This is a genomic window from Pseudomonas sp. Ag1, assembly GCF_000278565.1.
GTDB lineage: Bacteria > Pseudomonadota > Gammaproteobacteria > Pseudomonadales > Pseudomonadaceae > Aquipseudomonas.
This window is the reverse complement of record NZ_AKVH01000085.1, coordinates 55,745-79,012: the sequence shown is the minus strand read 5'-3', so window position 1 is coordinate 79,012 and position 23,268 is coordinate 55,745. Positions and strand designations below refer to the sequence as shown.

Annotated in this window: 19 protein-coding genes and 1 pseudogene; 13 read left to right on the top strand and 7 right to left on the bottom strand. The window is 62.5% G+C overall.

The window, feature by feature from the left end; genetic code table 11:
• A pseudogene (locus A462_RS23305) lies at positions 1–1,312 on the bottom strand (type IV secretion protein Rhs); the annotation flags it as partial.
• 365 nt (positions 1,313–1,677) lie between these two features.
• On the opposite strand from A462_RS23305, the gene A462_RS23310 reads away from it, so the two are divergent.
• The 7 genes from A462_RS23310 (at position 1,678) to A462_RS23340 (ending at position 9,121) form a co-directional block, all read left to right on the top strand.
• Positions 1,678–3,081: an amidase gene (locus A462_RS23310; RefSeq protein WP_032899092.1), complete on the top strand. Its 1,404-nt coding sequence runs from the start codon at positions 1,678–1,680 to the stop codon at positions 3,079–3,081.
• 212 nt (positions 3,082–3,293) lie between these two features.
• A complete protein-coding gene (locus tag A462_RS23315; RefSeq protein WP_008433061.1) occupies positions 3,294–4,052 on the top strand; it encodes a DeoR/GlpR family DNA-binding transcription regulator in 759 nt (252 codons plus the stop codon).
• The gene (locus A462_RS23320) at positions 4,030–5,310 is read left to right on the top strand and encodes a M20 family metallo-hydrolase (protein WP_008433060.1); all 1,281 of its coding nucleotides are present in this window, start codon (positions 4,030–4,032) and stop codon (positions 5,308–5,310) included. The genes A462_RS23315 and A462_RS23320 overlap by 23 nt, the downstream gene beginning before the upstream one ends.
• Positions 5,311–5,318: 8 nt before the next feature.
• On the top strand, positions 5,319–6,275 hold the full coding sequence (locus A462_RS23325; RefSeq protein ID WP_008433059.1) for an aminoglycoside phosphotransferase family protein: 957 nt from the start codon (positions 5,319–5,321) through the stop codon (positions 6,273–6,275).
• Entirely contained in the window at positions 6,272–7,207 is a 936-nt protein-coding gene (locus A462_RS23330) for a choline kinase family protein (RefSeq protein WP_003218516.1), read from the top strand. Before A462_RS23325 ends, A462_RS23330 begins: the two co-directional genes overlap by 4 nt.
• Before the next feature lie 130 nt (positions 7,208–7,337).
• Positions 7,338–7,592 (top strand): hypothetical protein, encoded by a 255-nt coding sequence (locus A462_RS23335; protein ID WP_003218518.1) that lies wholly within the window; start codon positions 7,338–7,340, stop codon positions 7,590–7,592.
• Positions 7,589–9,121 (top strand): sodium:solute symporter family protein, encoded by a 1,533-nt coding sequence (locus A462_RS23340; RefSeq protein ID WP_008433056.1) that lies wholly within the window; start codon positions 7,589–7,591, stop codon positions 9,119–9,121. The genes A462_RS23335 and A462_RS23340 overlap by 4 nt, the downstream gene beginning before the upstream one ends.
• 134 nt (positions 9,122–9,255) lie before the next feature.
• On the opposite strand, the gene A462_RS23345 is transcribed toward A462_RS23340, so the two are convergent.
• Positions 9,256–11,082: a sigma-54-dependent Fis family transcriptional regulator gene (locus tag A462_RS23345; protein WP_008433053.1), complete on the bottom strand. Its 1,827-nt coding sequence runs from the start codon at positions 11,080–11,082 to the stop codon at positions 9,256–9,258.
• Between the two features lie 237 nt (positions 11,083–11,319).
• Here A462_RS23345 and A462_RS23350 point away from each other — a divergent pair, with 237 nt between their 5' ends.
• Genes A462_RS23350 through A462_RS23375 form a run of 6 tightly spaced genes read left to right on the top strand, consistent with a single transcriptional unit; the run spans position 11,320 to position 17,246 of the window.
• The gene (locus tag A462_RS23350; RefSeq protein ID WP_003218524.1) at positions 11,320–12,414 is read left to right on the top strand and encodes an ABC transporter ATP-binding protein; all 1,095 of its coding nucleotides are present in this window, start codon (positions 11,320–11,322) and stop codon (positions 12,412–12,414) included.
• On the top strand, positions 12,414–13,511 hold the full coding sequence (locus tag A462_RS23355) for an ABC transporter ATP-binding protein (protein WP_003218526.1): 1,098 nt from the start codon (positions 12,414–12,416) through the stop codon (positions 13,509–13,511). The genes A462_RS23350 and A462_RS23355 overlap by 1 nt, the downstream gene beginning before the upstream one ends.
• A complete protein-coding gene (locus A462_RS23360; protein WP_003218527.1) occupies positions 13,508–14,374 on the top strand; it encodes a carbohydrate ABC transporter permease in 867 nt (288 codons plus the stop codon). Before A462_RS23355 ends, A462_RS23360 begins: the two co-directional genes overlap by 4 nt.
• Positions 14,375–14,384: 10 nt before the next feature.
• Positions 14,385–15,185 (top strand): carbohydrate ABC transporter permease, encoded by an 801-nt coding sequence (locus tag A462_RS23365; RefSeq protein WP_008433050.1) that lies wholly within the window; start codon positions 14,385–14,387, stop codon positions 15,183–15,185.
• Positions 15,186–15,195: 10 nt separating this feature from the next.
• Entirely contained in the window at positions 15,196–15,468 is a 273-nt protein-coding gene (locus A462_RS23370; RefSeq protein WP_003218532.1) for a DUF2160 domain-containing protein, read from the top strand.
• 35 nt (positions 15,469–15,503) lie between these two features.
• Entirely contained in the window at positions 15,504–17,246 is a 1,743-nt protein-coding gene (locus tag A462_RS23375; protein ID WP_003218534.1) for an ABC transporter substrate-binding protein, read from the top strand.
• 139 nt (positions 17,247–17,385) lie between these two features.
• Here A462_RS23375 and A462_RS23380 read toward each other — a convergent pair whose 3' ends face one another.
• Genes A462_RS23380 through A462_RS23400 form a run of 5 tightly spaced genes read right to left on the bottom strand, consistent with a single transcriptional unit; the run spans position 17,386 to position 23,266 of the window.
• A complete protein-coding gene (locus A462_RS23380) occupies positions 17,386–19,026 on the bottom strand; it encodes a BatD family protein (RefSeq protein WP_008433046.1) in 1,641 nt (546 codons plus the stop codon).
• Positions 19,023–20,765 carry a tetratricopeptide repeat protein gene (locus A462_RS23385; RefSeq protein WP_008433045.1) on the bottom strand — a complete coding sequence of 581 codons (1,743 nt, stop codon included), beginning with the start codon at positions 20,763–20,765 and terminating at the stop codon, positions 19,023–19,025. The genes A462_RS23380 and A462_RS23385 overlap by 4 nt, the downstream gene beginning before the upstream one ends.
• The gene (locus A462_RS23390; RefSeq protein WP_008433043.1) at positions 20,762–21,850 is read right to left on the bottom strand and encodes a vWA domain-containing protein; all 1,089 of its coding nucleotides are present in this window, start codon (positions 21,848–21,850) and stop codon (positions 20,762–20,764) included. Before A462_RS23390 ends, A462_RS23385 begins: the two co-directional genes overlap by 4 nt.
• Positions 21,843–22,337, bottom strand: coding sequence for a DUF4381 domain-containing protein (locus A462_RS23395; protein ID WP_003218539.1), 495 nt, complete (start codon positions 22,335–22,337; stop codon positions 21,843–21,845). Before A462_RS23395 ends, A462_RS23390 begins: the two co-directional genes overlap by 8 nt.
• The gene (locus A462_RS23400) at positions 22,334–23,266 is read right to left on the bottom strand and encodes a DUF58 domain-containing protein (RefSeq protein WP_003218540.1); all 933 of its coding nucleotides are present in this window, start codon (positions 23,264–23,266) and stop codon (positions 22,334–22,336) included. The genes A462_RS23395 and A462_RS23400 overlap by 4 nt, the downstream gene beginning before the upstream one ends.
• Positions 23,267–23,268 lie beyond the last annotated feature (2 nt).

The following is a 23,268-nucleotide window of genomic DNA, read 5'->3' as shown; positions in this document are numbered from 1 at the left end:
ATGGCAGGACACCCTCCAACGAGCCGTCTGTGAGGGTCAGCAGTTCCTCACCAGTAACCATCGAAACCGGGCAGCCATTGGTACAGGTATTCGCCGAACAGACCGAAGCATCCCCATTGGGGTTTTTCGCCGAAGCCGGGGCATCATCCACATGTTCTTGCTTCACCAGCGCCGTGCGCGCCGCTTTAGGCTTTCGGACTAGCGCTGCCGGATTCGAAACCTCGTTTACACCGGCCTTCAACGGCACGGCCGCTGCCTTGATCGACACTGGATCATTTTTAAGCGACACCGGCTTAAGCACACTGGGGTGCCAGTCCAGCCGTGGTGCCTCGCCCAACTTGGCCATCTGCTCGAGTAACACCCGTGCCCGGCCGGACCTGACCTTGCCCAGCACCTGCGGGCCCAAACGCACCGCCACACCCATGCCGCCGGTAGCCCACAGCAACAGCAGGTTGAGCAGTACCTCGGAAGTCATTTCCCCCAGCAGCTCGTTCATGTCCGGCGGCGGAAGCAATTGCGCCCAACTGAACATCGCCGACAGATAGATGAACAGCAGCGGTTCATCGCTCAGCACCAGAAGACCGTTGGCAATGGCCTCATTGCTGAGCTTCAACAGCTCTTCAAGCTCGCCTTGGGAGAGGTACTGCAGCAACTTTTCGCTATTGGGTTTGATGTCCGCCAGCCAGTCGTACAGGTTTGGAATACCGTCCCAAAGGCTGTACAGCGTGTTCGTAATCCCTCGCACAAACGCGGCGTCCATCAACTTGCGACGGTCGAGGGCGCTGGCGTTTGAGTACTGTTTCCACTGCTCTTCGAAGGTGCTCGTCCATTCACTGCGCAAGCTGCTTTCCAGTGAGCTGATCACCGACTGATAGGAGGCGTAGAGCGCCTTGACGTGATCTTTGGAAACATCGGGGTAGAAGCTGACCTGATACTGCTGGTCGCGCGTGCAGTCGGTGATTTCGAGGATGCCGCTGGGGCCGATGGTTTTATGAATGGGGGGACCGATCAGGCTGCCGTCCTCGGCGATGGCCTGGAGCATGACCGGCGTGTTGCCGATCGGCACAAACCGCTTGCTCTCAAACATATGCACCAGGGTCAGCGCACCATTGGGTTTGCACATTGCAACGGTGGTACTGGGGGCTTTAGAGGAAACAGGCGCGACCAGCGCGACCTCATCCCCAACCTTGAACACCTGCTCGACTTCCAGCGACGAAAAGCTCCAGAAGCTCTCAGCCCAATCGTCAAACGAGTTAAGGCACTCCCTGAAATTACGAAAGACCGCTTCAACGTCCTTCGTCTCCACATCCATGGGAGCCAGGGCCAACCTGCCTAGGGCGGGATTCAAGAGGCAGCCCCATCGGGCAGGGCATTAATCGAAAAAAACATCGGCGTTCCCTCGCGCTGTGTGATCAGGCGAGGGACTTTGCAGAGGTTTGTAAGAGAAAGAAGTCAGAGCTATCCGCTGCTACTGATAGGACGTTTCGCCAAATCCCCGGCTAAACCGACCCGTTTTCGTAAGCCAAATCTCCGACAAAAATAAATCCCACAAAACCCACATACGCAACAAATCCAACTTGACAGCTTCCATTCCCTTGGCGTCTATTGACGTACCCGCTGGATCATTTCGCAGATGTCCCAGGATGCTCAATGAAGACTGATACCTCACTGACCCACATGCCCAGCGTCCTGCACGCAGCCGAAAGCATCCGCCAAGGCACACTGACCCCTGTGCAACTGGTCGAGCAAAGCCTCGAAGCCATCAAAACCCACAATCCCACACTGAATGCCTTCGGCGACGTCTACACCGAATCCGCGCGGGAGCAGGCTGAAATCCTGACCGCAGAAGCGCAGGCCAACCAATTTCGTGGCCCGCTCCACGGCATCCCCTTCGGCATCAAAGACCTGTTCTCCACCGCCAATCTGCGCACCACCCGCGGTTCGCTGACCGGCCTGGACAACGTCCCCACCCAGGACGCCCCGATCATCCGCCGCCTCAAGGAGGCCGGCGCGATCATCCTCGGCAAGACCGCCACCACCGAATTCGGCTGGACCGGCGCCAGCACCTCCCGGGTATTCGGCAATGGCCGCAACCCCTGGAACCCCCAGCTCACCAGCGGAGGATCCAGTTCCGGCTCGGCCATTGCGGTGGCAGCACGCATGGTCCCGGCCACGCTGGGTTCCGACGGCGGCGGTTCGGTGCGCATTCCCGGCGCCTTTTGCGGTGCATTCGCTCTTAAAGGCTCTCTTGGGCGCATCCCCACCTGGCCCTGGTCCGCCACTGAAATGCTCAGCCACGCCGGCCCGATCACCCGCACCGTGCGCGACAGCGCGTTACTCTTCGATATCCTCTCCGGCCCCGATCCGCTGGATCACCAGGCCTTGCCCGCGCCCACCGAGTCCTACCTGGCGCGCTGCGACCAACCGCTGGGCCCCGTGCGTGTGGCGTATTGCCCGACCTTGTTCGATACGCCGGTGGACCCGGTCATCGCCGCCACCGTCGAAGCGGCGGTGCATTACCTTGCGGATGAGCTGCCGGTCACCGTCACCACCCTGAACCTGGACTGGCAAGACCCGCTGGCCACCTTCGAAACCCTGTGGGTCGGCGGGCGCGGGATCGCTTATGGCAAATCCCTGGCCGATCGCCTCGACCAACTGGACCCGGGTTTCGCTGCGCTGATCAAGCGCTCCGCCGATTACGATCTGGCGGCCTACCTCAAGGCTGTGCAGCAACGTGCACTGTTCGCCAATCAGGTACACGCGCTGTTTAATGACTACGACGTACTGCTGATGCCGACGATGCCGATCCTGCCGTTCGCCGCCGACCGGGTTGCCCCCGAGGGCTGGCCGGGCGAGGAGGGCGCGGTGCCCTGGGCCCGCTGGACGCCGTTTACCTATCCGTTCAATATCACCGGCAACCCCGCTGCCAGCCTGCCCTGCGGCTTCAGCCCGAGCGGTTTGCCGATTGGCCTGCAGGTGATCGGCCCACGTTTTGCCGACGCCCAGGTGCTGCAATTCTGCGCGGCCGTCGAAGCCATCGCCCCCTGGGATCAGCACCTCCCCCCGATGCTGATGCCTTGATTGATTGCACCCGGAGTGGGCTCAAAAGAAGCCCGCCCGTGATAAACGCTTTGTGTTGTCCTGCCCTTTCACACCCTGATGAGTGAGAGGTACCCGTGACCCTGTCCATGGCTGTATTACGTTCTATGCTCCCCGCTGGACCGGCTCGCGCCGCGTTTCGCCGTGGGGCGCGCAATACCGGCCGCCTGAACCTGCCCTGGAATACCTCTTTTATGCTCAACCAGCCACGTCTCGACGAAATCATGCTCCTGCTCACCCAACACCAGCGCGTCAAGGCGTCGGACCTGGCGCAGGCGCTGTTCGTCTCCGAAGAAACCATCCGCCGCGACTTCAAGTACCTGGAAGAAGCCGGCAAGCTGCGGCGCATCCACGGCGGCGCGATCCTGCCGCGGCTCAACGAAGAACAGCCGCTGCAAGTGCGCAGCCGCATCAAGCCCCAGGCCAAGACGCGTATCGCGGTGTGTGCAGCGAAGCTGGTGAGCGAAGGCATGGTGCTGTTCCTCGACACCGGCACCTCGACCCTGGCCCTGGCCCAGCAACTGACCGCGTTCAGCCAGTTGCGCATCATCACCAACTCCCTGGACATCGCCCGCCTGATCACCGAGCAAAGCGCCAACCAGGTGCTGGTGGTGCCCGGCGATGTGCGCCGCAACGACAACGCGCTGATTGGCGCCCACACCCTGGAATTCGTCCGACAGTTCCACTACGACATTGCCTTCATGGGCATCGGCGCTGTCGACCTTGAGCTGGGGTTCATGGACTACCAGGAGCCCGAGGCGCTGCTGCGCCGGGAACTGACCAAACACAGCCTGCGCAGCGTGATCCTGGCCGATGACGCCAAGTTCGGCCACCGCACCTTTATCAATACGCTGCCGTTCAGCGCCATCACGACCCTGGTCACCAATCGTGCGCCGTCCAACGACTTTGCGACCCGCCTGGAGCAAGCCCATGTCGATATCCTTTACCCCTGAGTTGCTGGTGCCCAGTGAACAGGACCTTGAAACCTTCGAGGCGCTGTTCCGCGACACCTCGGCCATCGGCGCGACCAAGGCCGGTGGGCTGCATCGCCTCGCCGCCTCGGCCGAAGACGGCGCCGTGCGCGACCTGTTCGCGGCCTGGCTGACTGAACGCGGTTTTGACGTGCGTGTGGATGCAGTGGGTAACATGTTCGGTTTGATCACCTTTAATCCAGAAGCGCCCTACGTGCTGTGTGGTTCGCATCTGGACAGCCAGCCGAGTGCCGGGCGATTTGATGGCGTCTACGGCGTGCTGGCCGGCGCGGTCGCGGTGGCCAGCCTGGCTCGCCAACTGCGCGAGCGCGGCGAAACGCCGGCGTGCAACCTGGCGGTGGTGAACTGGACCAACGAGGAGGGCGCGCGTTTCCAGCCCAGCCTGATCGGCAGCAGCGTGTTCACCGGTGACCTGGCCCTGCAGGACGCCTGGGCCTGCCGCGATGGCGATGGCATCAGCCTCAAGCATGCGCTGCAGCAGATTGGTTATCTGGGGGAGGGCCGCGTCGAGCTGGACGTCGCCGGTTATGTGGAAATCCACGTCGAACAAGGTGATGGCCTTGAGCGCGACGGGCTGGCCATCGGTGTGGTGCGCGACACCTGGGCCGCCCTCAAGCAACGGATTCGGTTCATCGGTGAACAGAACCACACCGGCCCTACGCCCATGGCCGCGCGCAAGGACGCCTTGCTGGCCGCCGCCCACGCGATCACTGCGGTGCGGGCCGAGGCCGACCTGCACGGCGTGCAACTGCACAGCTCGGTGGGGCGCCTGGAGATCTATCCCAATTCCCCCAACGTGGTGCCTTCCAGCGTGACGTTGCATGTCGAGTACCGCTCGCCCGACACCGAATTACTGGCCGCAGCCGGTGCGCGCCTGGACGCCAGCCTCAAGGCCACCGCCAGCGCCACGTCGACTGACTACAGCATCGAAAGCCGCGCCCTGCGTGAGCCGAGCCACCTGCATCACGGTTTTGCCGAGCTGGCCTATGGCGTCGGCCAGCAACTGGGCTTGCCCATCGGCAACAGCGTCACCGTGTCAGGCCACGACGCCATCAGCCTGAGCCGGCATTACCCGGTGTGCCTGCTGTTTATCCCGAGCAGCAACGGCGTGTCCCACAACGAAGCGGAATTCACCAGCGAACAGGACATGCGCAACGGCCTGCACATGCTGACCGCGTTGCTGCACCGCGCCTGTTCCACCCCCAACGCCTACCGCTGAGGTCTGCCATGTCGAGTCGTTTGCAAGCAAAGTCACGGCTGCTGGGCGCCCTGGAGGCCGCCGGCTTGTCCGCCCATGTGGTGGTCGAAGAGGGCACCGCCGGGATTGCCTCGCCGGTACGCCTGGCCACCGAGTGGGCCGGTTTTACCGTCAGCGCACCGTGGGGCCAGTGTTACGCCAAAGTCTTGCATGACGACATGCGCGCGCTGATCGACATTGAACGCACTGCCCGCGCCACCCAACTGGCAGCTGATTGCGACGTGACGCCGGGTGTGCGCCTGGTGGATGCCACGGCCGGCGTGTTGCTGCTGGATGCGTTGCCCACCAGCGAGTGGCGTTGGGCCCGCCTCGACGAATTGATGCAGCCCCAGCGCCTGCAAGCGCTCTGGGCCCTGAAGAAACAATTGCACCAAGGCACCTCGCCGGGCTTCGCCCGCTCGCCGCTGCAAGACATCCAGCACCTGCGCGAATTATGCGTGCGCTACAGCGTGGCCTTGCCCATCGACCACGCCTGGATCAGCACCTGCATTGACCTGGCCTGGACCTCGCTGCAACTGAACGCCAGCGACTCGGTGCCGCTGCACGGCGACGGCGTGGCGAGCAACGTGATGATCGGCCCGGACGGCGCCTTGCAACTGATCGACTTCGATTACGCCGGCAGTGGTGATCCCTGGTACGACGTGGCCATCAGCCTTAACGAGTTGTACGTCTTCGAAAACGACTGGCGCGAAGGCATCCATGCCTGGGCCGGCGAGTGCCGTGAAAGTGACTATGCGCGCTGCCGCTTGTACGCGTTGATCAACGATTGGTTCTGGACGCTCTGGGGCCTGTGGGTCGGCGCTACCTCGGCGCGGCCGCTGGAGTTTTCCAAGGTCGGGCAGTGGACGCTGTTGCGCTGCCGCCAAAGTCTGCAAGACCCGCGGTTTGAAGGTTGGCTACGTCAGGTACAGGAGGGGCAGGCATGAAAGCGTTAGGTGAGGCGTGTACGCCACAAGAGTGTCAGCTGGAAGCGGCGGTGCGCGGGGTTGCCAGTTGGGGCGGCACCGGCATTCGTTATGAACCGGTCAGCGGCGGGATTTCCAACACCAACTGGCGGGTGGAAGTGGCCGGGATCGACACTGCGTATTTCTTCAAGGTGCCGGGCGTGGGCACCGAGATGTTCATCGACCGCCGCACGGCCCACGACGCCAGCCTCAAGGCGGCGCAAACCGGCTATGGCGCGCCGGTGTTCGCATTCCTTGAAGAGTTCGGCGTGGAAGTCTTCGAGTTCATGGAGGGCTGGCGCGCCTCCTCCAACCACGACTTCCTCGACCGCGACGTGCGCCACAACGCGCTGCACGCCCTCAAGGCGTTCAACGACCAGCCGCCACTGGTGCAGACCAAGACCGTGTTCGACATGATTGCCGAGCACCAGCGGCAGGTGGAGCAACTCAACGGCTGCAAGCCCGCCGACGACGCCTGGCTGCGCCGCCAATGCGACCGCGCCCGGGGCGTGCTGCAAGCTTCCGGCATCGACCTGGCTCCCTGCATGAATGACACCCTGGCGGGTAATTTCATGCTCAACGACCGTCGGCAAATTCGTCTGGTGGACTTCGAATACGCCTCCAACAACGACCGGCATTACGAACTGGCGCTGTGGTTCGGCGAAATGTTTTTCACTGATGAAATGGAACTGGCCCTGATCGAGGATTACTTCGGCCAGGTCACCCCGCAGAACCTCGCGCGCATCAAGTTGCACAAGGCCCTGGCGGACATCAAATGGTCGACCTGGGCGATGGTGCAGCACGCGGTGTCGCAGCTGGATTTCGACTTCTACAAATACGGCACCTGGAAGCACATGCGTGCCCGCAGCATCATCAACGATTCGCAATGGGAAACCTGGCTAAGACAGGCTTGAGCCTGCGCCAGACAACAATAATGCATTGAATGAAGTCACTTGGGCGCTGATTGGTGCCTGCGTTTTCACTGCTTGATTTTTGTTTGATCACACAAAAAAACGATCCACAAATTCAAGGAGCACCCGACTCATGAAATCTGATAGCGCACCACCCGGACGCCTGAAAAGCCAACTCTTTGGCGTGTACTTTTTCCTGTTGCTGATGCTCGCCTTATTCCCGCCGTTCTATTTGAGCGTGAGCGGCAGTACCGCGTTGGTACTGGGCATACCGTTGCCGATCTTCTACTGGATCGCCATTGCCGTCCTCGCAGGCCTGGGCCTGTGGGCGTTGTACGTCGCCGAATTGAAGGCCGGCGAAATACCCGAAGAGGGGGATGCGCAATGATCAGCACCACCAGCGATGCCAACCTCTTTATCACCTTCGGCGTCATCGGCCTGTTCCTGGCCGGGATGATCGCCGTGCTGTACGCCACCAACCGCGAGAGCACGAGTTTTTCCGATTACGCCGTAGGCGGGCGCTCCTATGGGCCGTGGTACATCGCCATGTGTTACACCAACTCGTGGTGGCCGGGCTCGACCTTTACCGCATTTTTCGCCCTGACCATCGGCGGCGCCCTGGGCTTCTACGGCATGGTCTACGCCACCCTTGGCGTGACGGCAATGTACCTGATGGCCCGCCGCGCGTGGACCTGGGGCCAGCGTTTCAACCTGCGCACCCAGCCGGACTTGCTCGGCATGCGCTTCAACAGCCCGGTGGTCAAGCGCGTGGCCTCGATCATCGGCATCATCTCGGTATTCCCGTGGGTGGTGATGGGCATCCAGGCGTTGGCGATGTTGTTCCAGTTCGCCAGCTTCGGCCGCTGGGGCGTCACCACCTGCCTGGTCGCCGGCGTGGTGGTGGTGCTGGTGCGCCAGTACTGGACCGTGAGCATGGGCATGCGCGGGCTGATCATGACCGACATGTTCCAGGGCCTGATCGCCTATGTCGTGTGTGCGGCGCTGTGTGTGTTCCTGCTGTTCGGCGACCAGGCGTCGTTCTCCAACCTGTCGCACCTGCCGGCGAAAATGTTGCTGATTCCCGGCGCCAGCGGCACCGGTTACGGCCCGCTGTACATGTTCAGCCTGATCTTTACCGGCGTGATCGGCTCGATGTGCTGGCCCATGAGCTTCCAGCGCATCTACACCGCCAGCGGCGTCAAGGCGGTGAAGAAAGGCACGCTGTACACGATCCTGTTGGTGGGTGGTTTCTACGGGATTCTGATGCTGTTTGCCGCGGCCATCAGCCAGGACCCGAACGTCATCGCGCACCCGCAACAAGGTTGGTTCCTCTCGCTGTTCGACATCGGCGGGCCGTGGATGCTGGCGCTGGCGATCGTCATCGTGCTGGCGGCGAGCATCGGCCACGTCGACGGCTGCGTGCAGGTCTGCGGCACCCAGTTCGCCAACGACCTGGCTACCTGGAACACCCCGCGTACCGATCGGCAACTGACGCTGTTGGCCAAGTCCGGGATGGTGGTGTTTATCGTTGCCGCCTCGGTGCTGGCATACCTGACCTTTGATTACGCGCGACTGCAATTGCTGGCGCAGATTTCCTACCAGGGGATTATCCAGTTGGCGGTGCCGCTGTTCTTCGGCATTTTCAGCCGCCGCGGCAACAAGGAAGGCGCGATTGCCGGGATGCTGGCGGGGATCGTGATGGCGATTGTGCTGACGACGATGTATCCGGACGACATTCCCGGGCTGGGGTCGTTGACCAGCGGGATTGTGGGGCTGGTGGTCAATGCGGGGATTTTTGTGGCGTGTGCATGGGCGATCAAACCGAGTGCGCAGGAGAGTGCTCGGGTGGAGCAGTTGTTTGAAATGGCGGCGCCAGGGCGCAAAGTGCCAATGGGGGCAACGCCGGTCCTGAACTGAACCCACTTCTCTAACCCAATGTAGTTCCAATGTGGGAGCGGGCTTGCTCGCGAATGCAGACTGTCAGTTAAAGCATCAGCGACTGATATACCGCATTCGCGAGCAAGCCCGCTCCCACATTTTTGATTGTGTTTCTACACAGAATTCCCGTTTTGTCGCAGGCGTTTGTAGAGGGTATTGCGGCTGACGCCAAGTTCTCTGGCCAGGTGAGAGATATTCCCGCCCACCGCCTTCAGTCGCTCATTCAGGTCCAGACTGTCATCCACTGCATCACACACCGGCACCACCCCATTCAAATCCACAAAAAAATCATCCGGCAAATGTTCCGCCCGAATCGGCTGCTCTTCCGCCATGGCCAGTGCCACCTGCAACACGCTGCTCACCTGGCGTAGATTCCCCGGCCACGGATGCTGTTCAAACAAGGCCAGCACCTCGTTACTCAACCCGGCCCACTGCGTCGGCTCGCGATGCTGTTGCCACAGCTGCTTGAACAGCGCCTGTTTATCCGTGCGCTCCCGTAGCGGCGGCAGCTCCAGGGTCAGGCCGCCGATGCGGTAATACAGGTCTTCGCGAAAACGCCCGAGCTGTACCTGTTCGCGCAGCGAGCGGTTGGTGGCGGAGATGATCCGCAAATCCACCGGGTACAACTCGCTGCTGCCTACAGGCTGCACACAGCGTTCCTGCAATACCCGCAACAGCCGGGCCTGGGTCGGCAGGGGCATGTCGCCGATCTCGTCGAGGAACAGCGTGCCTTTGTCTGCCTTGCGGATCAGCCCGATGCTGCCTTTCTGGTTGGCGCCGGTGAATGCGCCTTTTTCATAGCCGAACAGTTCCGACTCCACCAGTTCGGCGGGGATCGCTGCGCAGTTGACCGCGATAAACGCTTGTTGGCTGCGAGAGCTGGCCTGGTGCAGGGCTTTGACGAACACTTCCTTGCCGACACCGGTTTCACCGTGGATCAGCAACGGAATATCCTTTTCCAGCAGGCGCTCGGCCTGACGCACGGCCTTTTCCACGCGGGCATCGCCGAAGTGCAGGGTCTTGAGACTGATGGCCGTGGGGCCAGGTTCGCGGGGCTTTTTCGTTTCCACAAACACGCGAGCCTGCACTGGCGCCTGTTTCGGCCGTTTCAGCAGGCACTGGAAACGGTTGCGTCCGGCGGCTTGCAGCGAGAAGGGCAGGCCTTCGGGCTGGTTGAGCAGTTCCAGCAGCGAGACCTTGAACAGGCTGTCGATCAACACCCGCGACAGGCTGATGCCCAGCAGGTTGTCGGCCCGGCGATTGGCCGACAGTACCTGGCCGCTTTCATCAAAAATCAGCAGCCCGGCCCATTGGCTGTCGAGATTGTTCAACCCGGTATTGAACGTCAGCTGGAAATGCTCACCGCGAAACAGGTTGAGGATCAGCCGGTTCTCGACGGTCTGGCTCATCATCTTGACCATGCCGAGGGTGTGGGAGGGCGGCAGGTAGCTGTCGCTGGACACATCCAGCACCGCGATGATTTCCCGCTGCGCATCGAAGATCGGCGCTGCCGAGCCGGTCATGAAACGGTTGGCCTTGAGGAAGTGTTCGTCATGTTCGATATGCACTGCCTGGGCACAGGCCAGGGCGGTGCCGATGGCGTTGGTGCCGCTGGAGCGCTCCATCCAGCTGGCGCCGGCGCTGAAACCACGGGCCAGCTTGGGGTCGATAAAGCGTTGGGTGCCCCACGAAGTCAGCACCTGGCCCTGGTTGTCGGCAAGCATGATCAGGCAGTTGGAATTGCTGAGGATGTTTTCGTAGTAGGGCAGCACTTCCTGGTGGGTGGTCTGCACAAGGGAATGCTGGCTTTCCAGCAACTGGCTGACGCCGTCTGCGGGCAGTTGGTCGAAGCTCGGTGTGCTCTGGTGATCCAGGCCATAGGCCCGGCAGCGGCGCCAGGAGTCCTGGATGATGGCATCGTGCGCCAGCGGTGTGCTCATGGCGGTGACCCTTGCTTTATTGTTGTTCTGGGGTGCGGAAGGCCCGTTCAGTGTTGTTCAGAACTGTTCATTGTCAACCCGCCGATTGTTCAGTTGTTCAGCCTGACCTGTTCATTTCTGTTCAGAGGCGAATCGCTGTTTTGCCTAACTCGTTGACCGGCCTGAGGTTTGGGTTGTTGGCACGGAACTCGCTCTGTGCTCCTGCCAGAACCATTCCAATAATAAAAAGGTCGTGTCATGTCATTGACCCTGGAGCACGTCACTCGCGTTGTCGAAGGCCAAACCTGGATCGACGACGCCAACCTGCGTTTCGAAGCCGGTTCCTTCAATGTATTGCTGGGCCGCACGCTCTCCGGCAAGACCAGCCTGATGCGCCTGATGGCCGGCCTGGACAAGCCTGACAGCGGGCGCATCCTGATGAATGGCGTGGACGTCACCCAGAAGCCGGTGCGCCTGCGCAATGTGTCGATGGTCTATCAGCAGTTCATCAACTACCCGACCATGACCGTGTTCGAGAACATCGCCTCGCCGCTGCGCCAGGCCGGAGTCTCTGCCGAGCAGATCCAGAGCAAAGTCCTCGAAACCGCGAAAATGCTGCGTATCGAGAAATTCCTCCAGCGTCACCCCCTGGAACTCTCCGGCGGCCAGCAGCAACGCACCGCCATGGCCCGGGCGCTGGTCAAGGATGCCGAGCTGATTCTGTTCGATGAACCCCTGGTGAACCTGGACTACAAACTGCGCGAAGAACTGCGCCAGGAAATGCGCGAGCTGTTCAAGGCGCGCCACACCATCGCCATCTACGCCACCACCGAACCCAACGAAGCCCTGGCCCTGGGCGGCACCACCACGATTCTGCATGAGGGCCGGGTGATCCAGAGCGGCAAGGCCGCCGAGGTCTATCACCAGCCACAGACCGTGCTGGCGGCCGAGCTGTTTTCCGAGCCGCCGATCAACCTGATGCCCGGGCGCATCAGTGGCAATGAAGTGAGCTTCGCCAACTTCGTGCACTTCCCGCTGAACGTCGACCTGCGGCCCATCGGTGAGGGCGAGTTTCGCTTTGGCGTGCGTCCCAGCCATATCAGCCTGGTGCCGAGCAACGACGATGACCTGGAATTGGCCGTGACCGTGGAGGTCGCCGAGATCAGTGGCTCGGAAACCTTCCTGCATGTGCGCAGCGAACACTTCCTGCTGGTGCTGCATTTGCCCGGCGTGCATGAGTACGACGTCGACGCGCCGATCCGCATCTATATCCCCACCCACAAACTGTTTGTGTTCGATGGCCAGGGACGGCTGGTCCAGGCCCCCGGCCGACGTGTCGCGAGGGTTGCCTGATGGCCGAGATCCATTTGCAGAACCTGGCCCACAGCTACAGCTCAAAGCCAAACGGCCCCGAGGACTACGCGATTCGCGAGATGAACCACGTCTGGGAGCAGGGCGGCGCCTACGCGTTGCTGGGGCCGTCGGGCTGCGGCAAGTCGACCTTGCTCAACATCATCTCCGGCCTGCTCAGCCCGTCCGAAGGCCAGGTGCTGTTCGACGCCAAGGTGGTCAACGAGCTGACCCCGGAAAAGCGCAACATTGCCCAGGTGTTCCAGTTCCCGGTGGTGTACGACACCATGACCGTGTTCGATAACCTGGCTTTTCCCCTGAGAAACCAGGGCATGGCCGAGGCGAAGATTCATAGCAAGGTGCAGGAAATTGCCGAGGTGCTCGACCTGCAAAACCTGCTGGACAAAAAGGCCCGCAACCTCACTGCCGATGAAAAACAGAAAGTCTCCATGGGCCGCGGGCTGGTGCGGGATGACGTGTCGGCGATCCTGTTCGACGAACCGCTGACGGTGATCGACCCGCACCTGAAATGGAAGCTGCGGCGCAAGCTCAAGCAGATCCACGAGCAGTTCAACATCACCATGGTCTACGTGACCCACGACCAACTGGAAGCCTCGACCTTCGCCGACAAGATCGCGGTGATGTACGGCGGGCAGATCGTGCAGTTCGGCACGCCCCGGGAGTTGTTCGAGCGGCCCAGTCACACCTTTGTCGGCTATTTCATCGGCAGCCCTGGGATGAATCTGATTGAGGTGCAGGCAGAGGCGGGCGGTGTGCGCTTTGCCGGGACACATCTGGCGTTGCCCGAGGCGTTGCAGCAGCGCATTGGCGAAATGCCTTACAAGAAGCTGCAGGTCGGCATCCGCCCGGAATTTATCCATGTGTGGGATGAGCACAATCCCGACGCGCTACAGGCGCAAGTCACCCATGTGGAAGACCTCGGCACGTACAAGATCATGACCCTCAACCTCGATGGCGCACCGTTGAAAGTGCGCCTGGCCGAAGACAAACCGGTGCCCGAGGGCCAGGCGTCCATCAGCTTTCCGGGGCAGTGGCTGATGGTGTATGCCGATGACTACTTGCTGGAGGTGCAGCCATGAACAAGGTGCAGAACAACAAGGCCTGGTGGCTGGTATTGCCGGTGTTCCTGCTGGTGGCCTTCAGCGCGGTGATCCCGATGATGACCGTGGTCAACTACTCGGTGCAGGACATCTTCGACCAATCCAGCCGCTACTTCGTCGGCGCCGACTGGTACAAACAGGTGCTGCTGGACCCGCGCCTGCATGACTCGCTGCTGCGTCAGTTCATCTACTCGGCGTGTGTGCTGTTGATCGAGATTCCGCTGGGCATCGCGATTGCCCTGACGATGCCCACCAAGGGCCGATGGTCGTCGCTGGTGTTGATCGTGATGGCGATTCCGCTGCTGATTCCGTGGAACGTGGTCGGCACCATCTGGCAGATCTTTGGCCGTGCCGACATTGGCCTGATGGGTTCCACGCTCAATGCGATGGGCATCAGCTACAACTACGCCGCCAACACCATGGACGCCTGGGTCACGGTGCTGGTGATGGACGTGTGGCACTGGACGTCCCTGGTGGCGCTGCTGTGTTTCTCGGGGCTGCGGGCGATCCCGGATGTGTACTACCAGGCGGCGCGGATTGATCGGGCGTCCAGCTGGGCGGTGTTCCGACATATCCAGCTGCCAAAACTGAAGAGCGTGCTGTTGATCGCGGTGATGCTGCGCTTCATGGACAGTTTCATGATCTACACCGAACCGTTTGTGCTGACGGGCGGCGGGCCAGGGAACGCCACCACCTTCCTCAGCCAGACGCTTACCCAAATGGCCGTAGGCCAATTCGACCTGGGCCCGGCGGCGGCGTTTTCGCTGGTGTACTTCCTGATCATCCTGTTGGTGTCCTGGCTGTTCTACACCGCCATGACCCACTCCGACGCCAACCGCTGAGGCCGCCAACATGAGCAAGCGCAAGGTAATCCCGCTGCTGGTCTACATCCTGTTCCTGCTGGTGCCGATCTACTGGCTGCTGAACATGTCCTTCAAGAGCAACACCGAAATCCTCGGCGGCCTGACCCTGTTTCCGCAGGACTTCACCTTCGCCAACTACAAGGTGATCTTCACCGACCCGAGCTGGTACACCGGCTACCTCAACTCGCTGTACTACGTCAGCCTCAACACCGTGATTTCCCTGAGCGTGGCGCTGCCGGCGGCCTACGCGTTCTCGCGCTACCGCTTCCTCGGCGACAAGCACTTGTTCTTCTGGTTGCTGACGAACCGCATGGCGCCGCCGGCAGTGTTTTTGCTGCCGTTCTTCCAGCTGTATTCGTCCATTGGCTTGTTCGATACGCATATCGCGGTGGCCTTGGCCCATTGCCTGTTCAACGTGCCGCTGGCGGTGTGGATTCTCGAAGGTTTCATGTCGGGCGTGCCCAAGGAAATCGACGAAACGGCCTACATCGACGGGTACAGCTTCCCCAAGTTTTTCGTGAAGATCTTCATCCCGCTGATTGGCTCGGGGATCGGCGTCACGGCGTTTTTCTGCTTCATGTTTTCCTGGGTCGAGCTCCTGCTGGCACGCACGCTGACGTCGGTGAACGCCAAACCCATCGCCGCAGTGATGACCCGTACGGTTTCGGCGTCCGGCATCGACTGGGGCGTGCTGGCGGCGGCGGGGGTGTTGACCATTTTGCCGGGCATGCTGGTGATCTGGTTCGTTCGCAACCATGTGGCCAAGGGCTTTGCCCTGGGCCGGGTCTGAGGAGTCGATGATGGAATGGATGGCCTGGACCACCCCGACTGCACTGTTCTTTGCCGCGATCGGCCTGCTGCTGGTGGGCATGACGACGTGGGAGTTGCGCTCGCCGAGTATCCCCCGGCGCGGCTTTTTACCGATCAGCACCACCCGTGGTGATCGCTTGTTTATCGGTCTTCTCGGCAGCGCCTACCTGCATTTGTTGGTGATCGGCGTAACCGGCTGGAGCATCTGGGTGGCGTCCGCGCTGTCTCTGGTGTGGCTGTTGTCTGTGATGCGTTGGGGCTAGCTGCCCCTTTTGAACCCCAAAACCAGGAGGTCTCTATGTTCGATAAAAACAATAAGCTGCGACATAGCATTTCATTGGCGGCCGTGCTGGCGCTCAGCGGGCTCAGTGCTGCGGCCTGGGCGGATGCTTATGAAGACGCTGCAAAAAAATGGATCGGCAGTGAGTTCAAACCGTCGACCCTCACCGAAGCCCAGCAGCTTGAAGAGCTGAAGTGGTTTATCAAGGCCGCGGAGCCGTTTCGTGGGATGAAGATCAACGTGGTGTCGGAAACCCTCACCACCCACGAGTATGAATCCAAGGTGCTGGCCAAGGCCTTCAGCGAAATCACCGGGATCAAGCTGACCCACGACTTGCTGCAGGAAGGCGACGTGGTGGAAAAGCTGCAAACCCAGATGCAGTCCGACAAGAATATCTATGACGGCTGGGTCAACGATTCCGACTTGATCGGTACGCACTTTCGCTATGGCAAGACAGAATCCATCACCGACCTGATGGCCAACGAAGGCAAGAACTTCACTTCACCCACCCTGGACATCAAGGACTTCATCGGTATTTCGTTCACCACTGCGCCCGACGGCAAGATCTACCAATTGCCCGACCAGCAGTTCGCCAACCTGTACTGGTTCCGCGCCGACTGGTTCGAACGGGCAGACCTGAAAGCCAAGTTCAAGGAGAAGTACGGCTATGAACTCGGCGTGCCGGTGAACTGGTCGGCCTACGAAGACATCGCCAAATTCTTCAGCGAAGACGTCAAGGAAATCGACGGCAAGCGCGTCTACGGGCACATGGACTACGGCAAGAAAGACCCGTCCCTGGGCTGGCGCTTCACCGATGCCTGGTTCTCCATGGCCGGTGGCGGCGACAAGGGCCTGCCCAACGGTTTGCCGGTGGACGAATGGGGCATTCGCGTGGAGGACTGCCACCCGGTGGGCTCCAGCGTCACCCGTGGTGGCGACACCAACGGCCCGGCGGCGGTGTATGCCACGCAGAAATACGTGGACTGGATGAAAGCCTATGCACCACCGGAAGCGGCGGGCATGACCTTCTCCGAATCCGGTCCGGTGCCGTCCCAGGGCAACATCGCCCAGCAGATCTTCTGGTACACCGCGTTTACCGCCGACATGACCAAGCCGGGCCTGCCGGTGGTCAACGCCGACGGCACGCCGAAATGGCGCATGGCGCCATCGCCCGTCGGGCCTTACTGGGAAAAGGGCATGAAGAAGGGCTATCAGGACGTAGGTTCCTGGACGTTCCTCAAGTCGACGCCCGAGAAGCAGAAACTGGCGGCCTGGCTGTACGCGCAGTTCGTGACCTCGAAAACCGTGTCGCTGAAGAAAACCATCGTTGGCCTGACGCCGATTCGTGAGTCCGACATCAACTCCCAGGCCATGACCGACCTGGCGCCGAAACTCGGTGGGTTGGTGGAGTTCTACCGCAGCCCGGCCCGGGTGGAGTGGACCCCGACCGGCACCAACGTGCCGGACTATCCACGGTTGGCGCAATTGTGGTGGAGCCATATTTCGGAAGCGGCCAGCGGAGAGAAGACGCCGCAGCAGGCGCTGGATGGGTTGGCCAAGGATCAGGACGCGATCATGACGCGCCTGGAGCGCTCCAAGGTGCAGCCGATTTGCGGGCCGAAAATGAACGAGGAACGGGACGCGCAATACTGGTTTGACCAGCCGGGTGCGCCGAAACCGAAGCTGGCGAATGAGAAGCCGCAGGGTGAGACGGTCAGTTATAACGAGTTGCTGAAGTCGTGGGAGGCGGCGCGCAAGTAACCCAGACGCCGCAGATCAAAATGTGGGAGCGGGCTTGCTCGCGAAGGCGGTAGATCAGTCAGCAGATATGTGACTGACAGACCGCTTTCGCGAGCAAGCCCGCTCCCACATTGGGTTTGCGGTGTTTCTGCAAGGGGGGCTATTTGGGATACAGCGGCGGCAAGCTGGTGCTGTCCCCCGCAGGGTCCTGCTCGCGCTCCGCCATCGGAATCGCCTTCACCGCCCGCCACAATTCCTCTCCCTGCCAATACTGCCCACTCTCGCTGTACAGCGCGCCGTTCAACCCATCCAGCGCATCCGACAACGGCACAAACCGCGCCGCCATATCCGCCAGGGTCTCCGGCTGCTGTCGCGCCCAGGCATCCAGCGCCTGACGCGTAGCCTGCGGGTCATTCGCCTGGCTCGCCCGCTTGAGGTCGTCCAGCAAGGTACGCGGGCTCGGGCCGGTTTGCGCGGCACGCAAAATCGCCGGCTGCCAGCGTGCACGCCACCACAAACCGAAGCCCAGCAGGGTGGTGCAGGCCAGGATCAGGCTGGTCAGTTGCCAGATCCACAGGCTGTCGTTGTCCGGCGCGGTGATCACGGTCGGGCTGGCCGGCGTGTCCACGATCAGGCTCGGGTTGGTCGCCACTTGCAGGGTGCGCGCCGGCAGGCTGGTGCGTTCCAGATGGTCTTCGTGGGTGTTCCACCACACCACTTCCACCGCCGGCAGTTCAAGCGCGCCAACGCGGTTGGGCACCAGCGCTTCGCGGTCTTCACGGCTGCCGATCAGGCCACGGTCGTTGTTCTGGTTGCTCAGCACCGGCTGGTCCGGGTAGCGGCGCAGGCCGGGGATGTCGCTCAGTGCCAGCGGTGGCAGTTGCGCGCCGGCCAGGCCTTCGGCTTTCAAGGTCAGGCTGCGGGTCAGGGAGTCGCCCACCTGTACGTGATCGGGCTCGGGGTTCCAGCTTTCCGTGAGGGTCAGGCTGCGGGCCGGCAGCCAGGGAGCGTCGGCCGGGTACATTGCCGGCTTGGCCTTGACCGTCAACGACAGCTCCGGCGAACTGACGTGAATCAGCTTACCGGGCTTGGAACCCTGGGGGTTGTTGTCCTGGGCGGGCCGTGGCTCTACCAGGGTGGCGCTGAACGTCTGCGTCGGAATGGTCAGTGTGCCGCTGTGCTGCGGGTAGATGGCATAGCGGGTTTCGATCACACCGTGGCGGATGCCGTTGATGACTTTCTCGTAGGTGCGCGACTCGCCCAACTGCTCGATGCGCGTATCGGCGACCTGCAACGGCGTGAGGCTGCTGTCGTCATACAGCGATACCGAGTGGTAGACGCGCACGGTCAGCAACGCCTGGGCCTGGACGTAGACGCTGTCCTGGTCGAGGTTGGTTTCGATGAACACAGGAGCCAGTTGGGCCTCGGTGTTCTGGCTGACGGTTTCCACCACTTGCAGGGTAATCGGCTGGGTCTTGAGTTCGCCGATCTGCAACGGTGGAATCACCACGGTGCCGTTCTCCTTGGGCAGCAGGGTGATGATCCAGCGGGTGGTGGCGTGGTTGTCGCCGCCCAGGGTGGTGAGCTGGTTGATCTGGCGTGTGCCGCTCACTTCAAACAGAGGGTCCAGCGGCGCCAGGTCCGGTTTGCCGAACAGCGTGACGTCGTTGGATTCCACCGTCAGTTCCACCGTCTCCCCGGAATTGATGCGGCTGCGGTCGACACTGGCCACCAGGCCGGCGGCCTGGGCCTGGCTGGCCCACAACGCGAGGGTGAGAAGAAGGGCGGTGCAGCGGTTCATCGAGTCTTGTCCTGATGTTGTTGCTGTTCGTACCAGAATTTGCGTCGCAGCAACTCGCCGGGGTTGTCCGGGATCTGCCGCAGCCATTGTTCCAGGGCCTGGCGCTGCTCGCCTTCAAGCGTGCCGTCGACCGGGCGCAGGGGCGGGGTGGTGGTTTGTTCATCACCCAACTCGCTGCCGGGTACCTCGTTGCTGCCGGCGTGGGGCGTGGCCCCGGTTTGCGTGTCGGTCGCGCCGGGCTGGCCCTGGCCTTGGGACGTCTGCTCGCCACCGGTGGCGGTCTGGCTGCTGGCGCCCGGTTGCGCAGTCTGGCCGGGTTGGGTGGTTTCGTCATCCTCGTTTTTTGCAGGCTTGGCCGGCTCGGTTTTTTCCGGTTCCTGTTGCATCAGGCTTTCCACCAGCGCCTTGTTCTTCAGCGCCGGCTGCAAGTCTGGCTGGGCTTCGAGGGCTTGTTCGTAGGCATCGATCGCCGCTTCCAGCTCGCCGCTTTTGGCCAGGGCATTGCCTCGATTGTAGTGGGAGTAGGCGTCGCTGCCTTCGGCAAACCGCTTGGCGGCTTCGGCATAGTTGCCCGCTTCATACAGTGCGACGCCTTGCCATTGCGGGTCTTCGAAATGTTCGGCTGCTTCGGCCGGGCGTTTTTTCTTCAGCAGCAGTTGGCCCTGTTGGTCGGGGCGCAGCCACAGGTCCTGGAAGTCGAAGGCATAGCTGGGGTGCGGCGCGCCCAACAGCAGCAACGGCAGGAAGAACAGCCAGCCCCGGCGCCCGGCGCAGGCAGCGAGCAGCAGCAGTGGCAAGAGCAACCAATAACCCTGGTCGGCCCAGGTGTCGAGGTGCAGCAGTTGGCCGTCATTGCGCAGGCTTTGCGGGCCGTCCAGCATCCCGAGGTGGCGCAGGTCCTTGTCGTCCAGGCGGGCCTGGCGGTAGCGGCCACCCATTTCGCTGGCGAAGGCCTTGAGGGTCGGGCTGTCCAGGCGCGGCACGAGGATCGCGCCCTGGGCGTCCTTGAGGAACTCGCCGCTTTCCTGGGTCACCGGCGTGCCTTCGCGGCTGCCAATGCCGAGGATCGACAGGCTCGGCGCCTGGTTGCCTTGCAGCTGCAGGCGGATCCCCTGGCGTTCCTGCTTGGACAGCGACGAGCCGATCAGCAGCAGCCGACCCTGGCCGAGGCCGCCATGCTTGAGCAGGCTCATGGCCTTCTCCACGGCCAGGTCGGCGCGGTGGCCGGGCTCGGGCATGATCGAGGGGCGCAGGGCTTCCAGCAGGTTATGGCTGGTGGCCAGGTCGTCCGAGAGTGGCACCAGCGTATGGGCGCTGCCGGCGTAGACCACGATGGCAGTCTGCGCATCGCTGCGGGCCTGAAGCAGGTCGAACAGCTTGCGCCGTGCCTGTTCGAGGCGGCTGGGCGGGCTGTCGGTGGCGAGCATTTCCGGGGTCAGTTCCAGCAGCACCACCAGCGGGTCGGCGGGCTTCTGGCTGGACTGTTCGACGCGTTCCCAGCTCGGCCCCAGCAACGCCAGCACGGCCAGCAGCCAGGCGATGCCGAGCACCACCCACGGCGATTTGCTCTCCCGACCATTGCCGCCACTGAGCAACGCGGCGTGGAAGGCCGGCGGCAGAATCATCTGCCAGCGCCCGGCGCGTTTCTGGCGGTGCCACAACTGCCACAGCAACCAGCCGAGCAGCGGCAGCAGCAACAGCCACCAGGGACGGAACCAGTGCGGCCACAGGGCGATCATCGACGCCTCCGCAAACGCAAGCGTTTGAGGCGTTCACGCCATTCAGGATTGGGTTGCAGGAAACGGCCCTTGCTTGAGAGTTTGCTGAACAGGCGTTGCAGGGCGTTATCCGGCCAGCGTTCCTGGATCACCAGCAGCATGCTGAGGATCAGCGCCAACGCCAGCGGCGCGCTGTACAGCGCCTGGGCGGGGCGGGCCTGGGTGGGTTGCTGGGCCACGGGTTCGAGCTGGTCGAGGGTTTCCTTGATCTTCAGCAGTTCGTTGCCGTCGCGGGCGCGGAAGTAGCGGCCGCCGGTGGCCTCGGCGATGGCCTTGAGGGCCGGTTCGTCGAGGTCGAGGCTCGGGTTGACGCCGAGGATGCCCAGGGAGCCGGTTTGCTCGGGGTCTGCGCCGATGCCGATCGGGTAGATTTTCACGCCTTCTTCGGCGGCCAGGCGGGCGGCGGTCAGCGGGTCGATTTCGCCGGCATTGTTGGCGCCGTCGGTGACCAGGATCAGCACCCGGCTTTGCGCCGGACGCTGGCGCAGGCGCTTGAGGGCCAGGCCGATGGCGTCGCCAATCGCGGTGTTTTTACCGGCGATGCCAATCCGTGCCTCATCCAGCCAGGTGCGCACGGTGCGCCGGTCAAAGGTCAGCGGCGCTTGCAGATAGGCCTGGCTGCCGAACAGGATCAATCCCACGCGATCACCTTCGCGGCCCTCCAGGAAATCTCCCAGCAGGTGCTTGACCAGGCTCAGGCGGCTGACGTCTTCGTCTTGCCATTGCATGTCGGGGAAGTCCATCGAGCCGGAAACGTCCACCGCCACCAGCAAGTCGCGGCCGCTGGCTGCAATCGGCAAGGGTTCGCCGAGCCATTCCGGGCGGGCGGCGGCGGTCAACAGCAGCAGCCACAGGAACACAAACGGTGCTTGCTGGCGCCATCCCGGCAGGTTGACCCGCGCGCGGCGGCGGGCCAGGCCTTCGAGGTCGCTGAGGAAGCTGACTTTCAGCGCCGGTTCGCCGCTGTCGGCCACCGGCAGGATGAGGCGCAGCAACCAGGGCAATGGCAACAGGGCAAAGATCCACGGCCAGGCGAACTCAAACATGTTTGCGAATCCAGGTGTCGACGGCCTGGGTCAGCCCGGCGATGGCCTTGTCGTCGAGTTTGCATTCGGGCTTGTAGGCGCCTTCCACCAGCACCATCCAGCGGGTCAGGCCGGCGGCGGGGCAGCGGTTGTCGAGGAACGCCAGCCACTTGCGGCCGTTGAGGGTGTGGCTCTGGCTGTACGGGTAGTCGTTGCGGCACAGGCGCTTGAGCAGGCCGTTGAGCTGTTGCAGCCAGGCACCGGCCGGTGCGCCGTCGTAGGGTTTGGGCATCAGCGCCAGTTCGGCGAGGGCGGCGATGCGCAGCGGGTCCAGGGGTTGTTCGGCACGGGCCAATGGGCGCTTGGCTGGCAGGAAACGGCGCAGCCACCACAGGCCCCAGCCCGCCAACGGGATGATCAGCAGCAACAGCCACCAACCCGGCGCCGGCGGCCAGAAGCCGATCACTGGCGGGGCAATCAGGGGTTGCAGTTGGTCGAGGCTGCTCATTGCTTTTTAACCGGGCGTTGCGGGTTCAGGTATTCGCGCAGTTGCTCGACCATTTCACCCTGGGTACTCAAGGGCATCAACAGCACCCGCAGCTTTTGCGCGAGCAGTTCCCAGCGTGCGCTGCGGGCTTCGGCCTGGGCCTTGTAGGCCTGGCGCAGATCAAAATTCAGGGTGTCCAGCTCCAGCTGTGCGCCGCGCTCGGCGAAGCGCAGCAGGCCGGCGGCGGGCAAGGCGTGGTCCAGCGGGTCGGACACCGGCAACAGCAGCAGGTCGCAATGCCGCGACAACAGGCTCAGCTGTTGCTCGGCGCCTTCGGTCAGGGCGCGCTCGTCACAGATCACAATCACCAGGCTGCCCGGGCGCAATACTTCCCGGGCTCGGCGCAAGGCCATGCCGAGGGCGTCGGCTTCGGGGCGGCGTTCGGTGTTGAGGCTCTGGTTAACCCGTACCAACCGGTTGAGCAATTGCAGCAGGCTTTGCTTGCTGCGCCGGGGTTTGATTTCGTAGTGCTCGCTGTCACCGAACACCAGCCCGCCGACCCGGTCGTTATGGCCCAGCGCCGCCCAGCCGATCAGGCTCGCCGCCTGAGCCGCGAGCACCGACTTGAACATCTGCCCCGAGCCGAAAAACAGCCGGCAGCTTTGCTCCACCATGATGAAGATCGGCCGTTCGCGCTCTTCATGAAACAGCTTGGTGTGGGGCTCCTGGGTGCGTGCGGTGACGCGCCAGTCGATGGTGCGCACATCGTCGCCGGCCTGATACACCCGCACCTGGTCGAAGTCGACCCCGCGCCCGCGCAGTTTCGAGTGGTGCAGGCCGATCAGCGGGCTGCGCTGGCTCGGCGTGGAAAACAGCTGCACTTCCCGCACGCGATGACGCATCTCGATCAATTCGCTCAGGGTGACACGGGTTCCATCGCCAGCGTTCATGG

Excerpts from the sequence above, each read along its gene's own strand:
- A462_RS23345 (WP_008433053.1), bottom strand. The coding sequence starts at position 11,082 with ATGAGCACACCGCTGGCGCACGATGCCATCATCCAGGACTCCTGGCGC.
- A462_RS23360 (WP_003218527.1), top strand. The coding sequence starts at position 13,508 with ATGAACAAGGTGCAGAACAACAAGGCCTGGTGGCTGGTATTGCCGGTG.
- A462_RS23380 (WP_008433046.1), bottom strand. The coding sequence starts at position 19,026 with ATGAACCGCTGCACCGCCCTTCTTCTCACCCTCGCGTTGTGGGCCAGC.
- A462_RS23340 (WP_008433056.1), top strand. The coding sequence starts at position 7,589 with ATGATCAGCACCACCAGCGATGCCAACCTCTTTATCACCTTCGGCGTC.
- A462_RS23400 (WP_003218540.1), bottom strand. The coding sequence starts at position 23,266 with ATGAACGCTGGCGATGGAACCCGTGTCACCCTGAGCGAATTGATCGAG.
- A462_RS23395 (WP_003218539.1), bottom strand. The coding sequence starts at position 22,337 with ATGAGCAGCCTCGACCAACTGCAACCCCTGATTGCCCCGCCAGTGATC.
- A462_RS23390 (WP_008433043.1), bottom strand. The coding sequence starts at position 21,850 with ATGTTTGAGTTCGCCTGGCCGTGGATCTTTGCCCTGTTGCCATTGCCC.
- A462_RS23370 (WP_003218532.1), top strand. The coding sequence starts at position 15,196 with ATGGAATGGATGGCCTGGACCACCCCGACTGCACTGTTCTTTGCCGCG.
- A462_RS23325 (WP_008433059.1), top strand. The coding sequence starts at position 5,319 with ATGTCGAGTCGTTTGCAAGCAAAGTCACGGCTGCTGGGCGCCCTGGAG.
- A462_RS23385 (WP_008433045.1), bottom strand. The coding sequence starts at position 20,765 with ATGATCGCCCTGTGGCCGCACTGGTTCCGTCCCTGGTGGCTGTTGCTG.
- A462_RS23320 (WP_008433060.1), top strand. The coding sequence starts at position 4,030 with ATGTCGATATCCTTTACCCCTGAGTTGCTGGTGCCCAGTGAACAGGAC.
- A462_RS23315 (WP_008433061.1), top strand. The coding sequence starts at position 3,294 with ATGCTCAACCAGCCACGTCTCGACGAAATCATGCTCCTGCTCACCCAA.
- A462_RS23330 (WP_003218516.1), top strand. The coding sequence starts at position 6,272 with ATGAAAGCGTTAGGTGAGGCGTGTACGCCACAAGAGTGTCAGCTGGAA.
- A462_RS23375 (WP_003218534.1), top strand. The coding sequence starts at position 15,504 with ATGTTCGATAAAAACAATAAGCTGCGACATAGCATTTCATTGGCGGCC.
- A462_RS23365 (WP_008433050.1), top strand. The coding sequence starts at position 14,385 with ATGAGCAAGCGCAAGGTAATCCCGCTGCTGGTCTACATCCTGTTCCTG.
- A462_RS23335 (WP_003218518.1), top strand. The coding sequence starts at position 7,338 with ATGAAATCTGATAGCGCACCACCCGGACGCCTGAAAAGCCAACTCTTT.
- A462_RS23350 (WP_003218524.1), top strand. The coding sequence starts at position 11,320 with ATGTCATTGACCCTGGAGCACGTCACTCGCGTTGTCGAAGGCCAAACC.
- A462_RS23355 (WP_003218526.1), top strand. The coding sequence starts at position 12,414 with ATGGCCGAGATCCATTTGCAGAACCTGGCCCACAGCTACAGCTCAAAG.
- A462_RS23310 (WP_032899092.1), top strand. The coding sequence starts at position 1,678 with ATGCCCAGCGTCCTGCACGCAGCCGAAAGCATCCGCCAAGGCACACTG.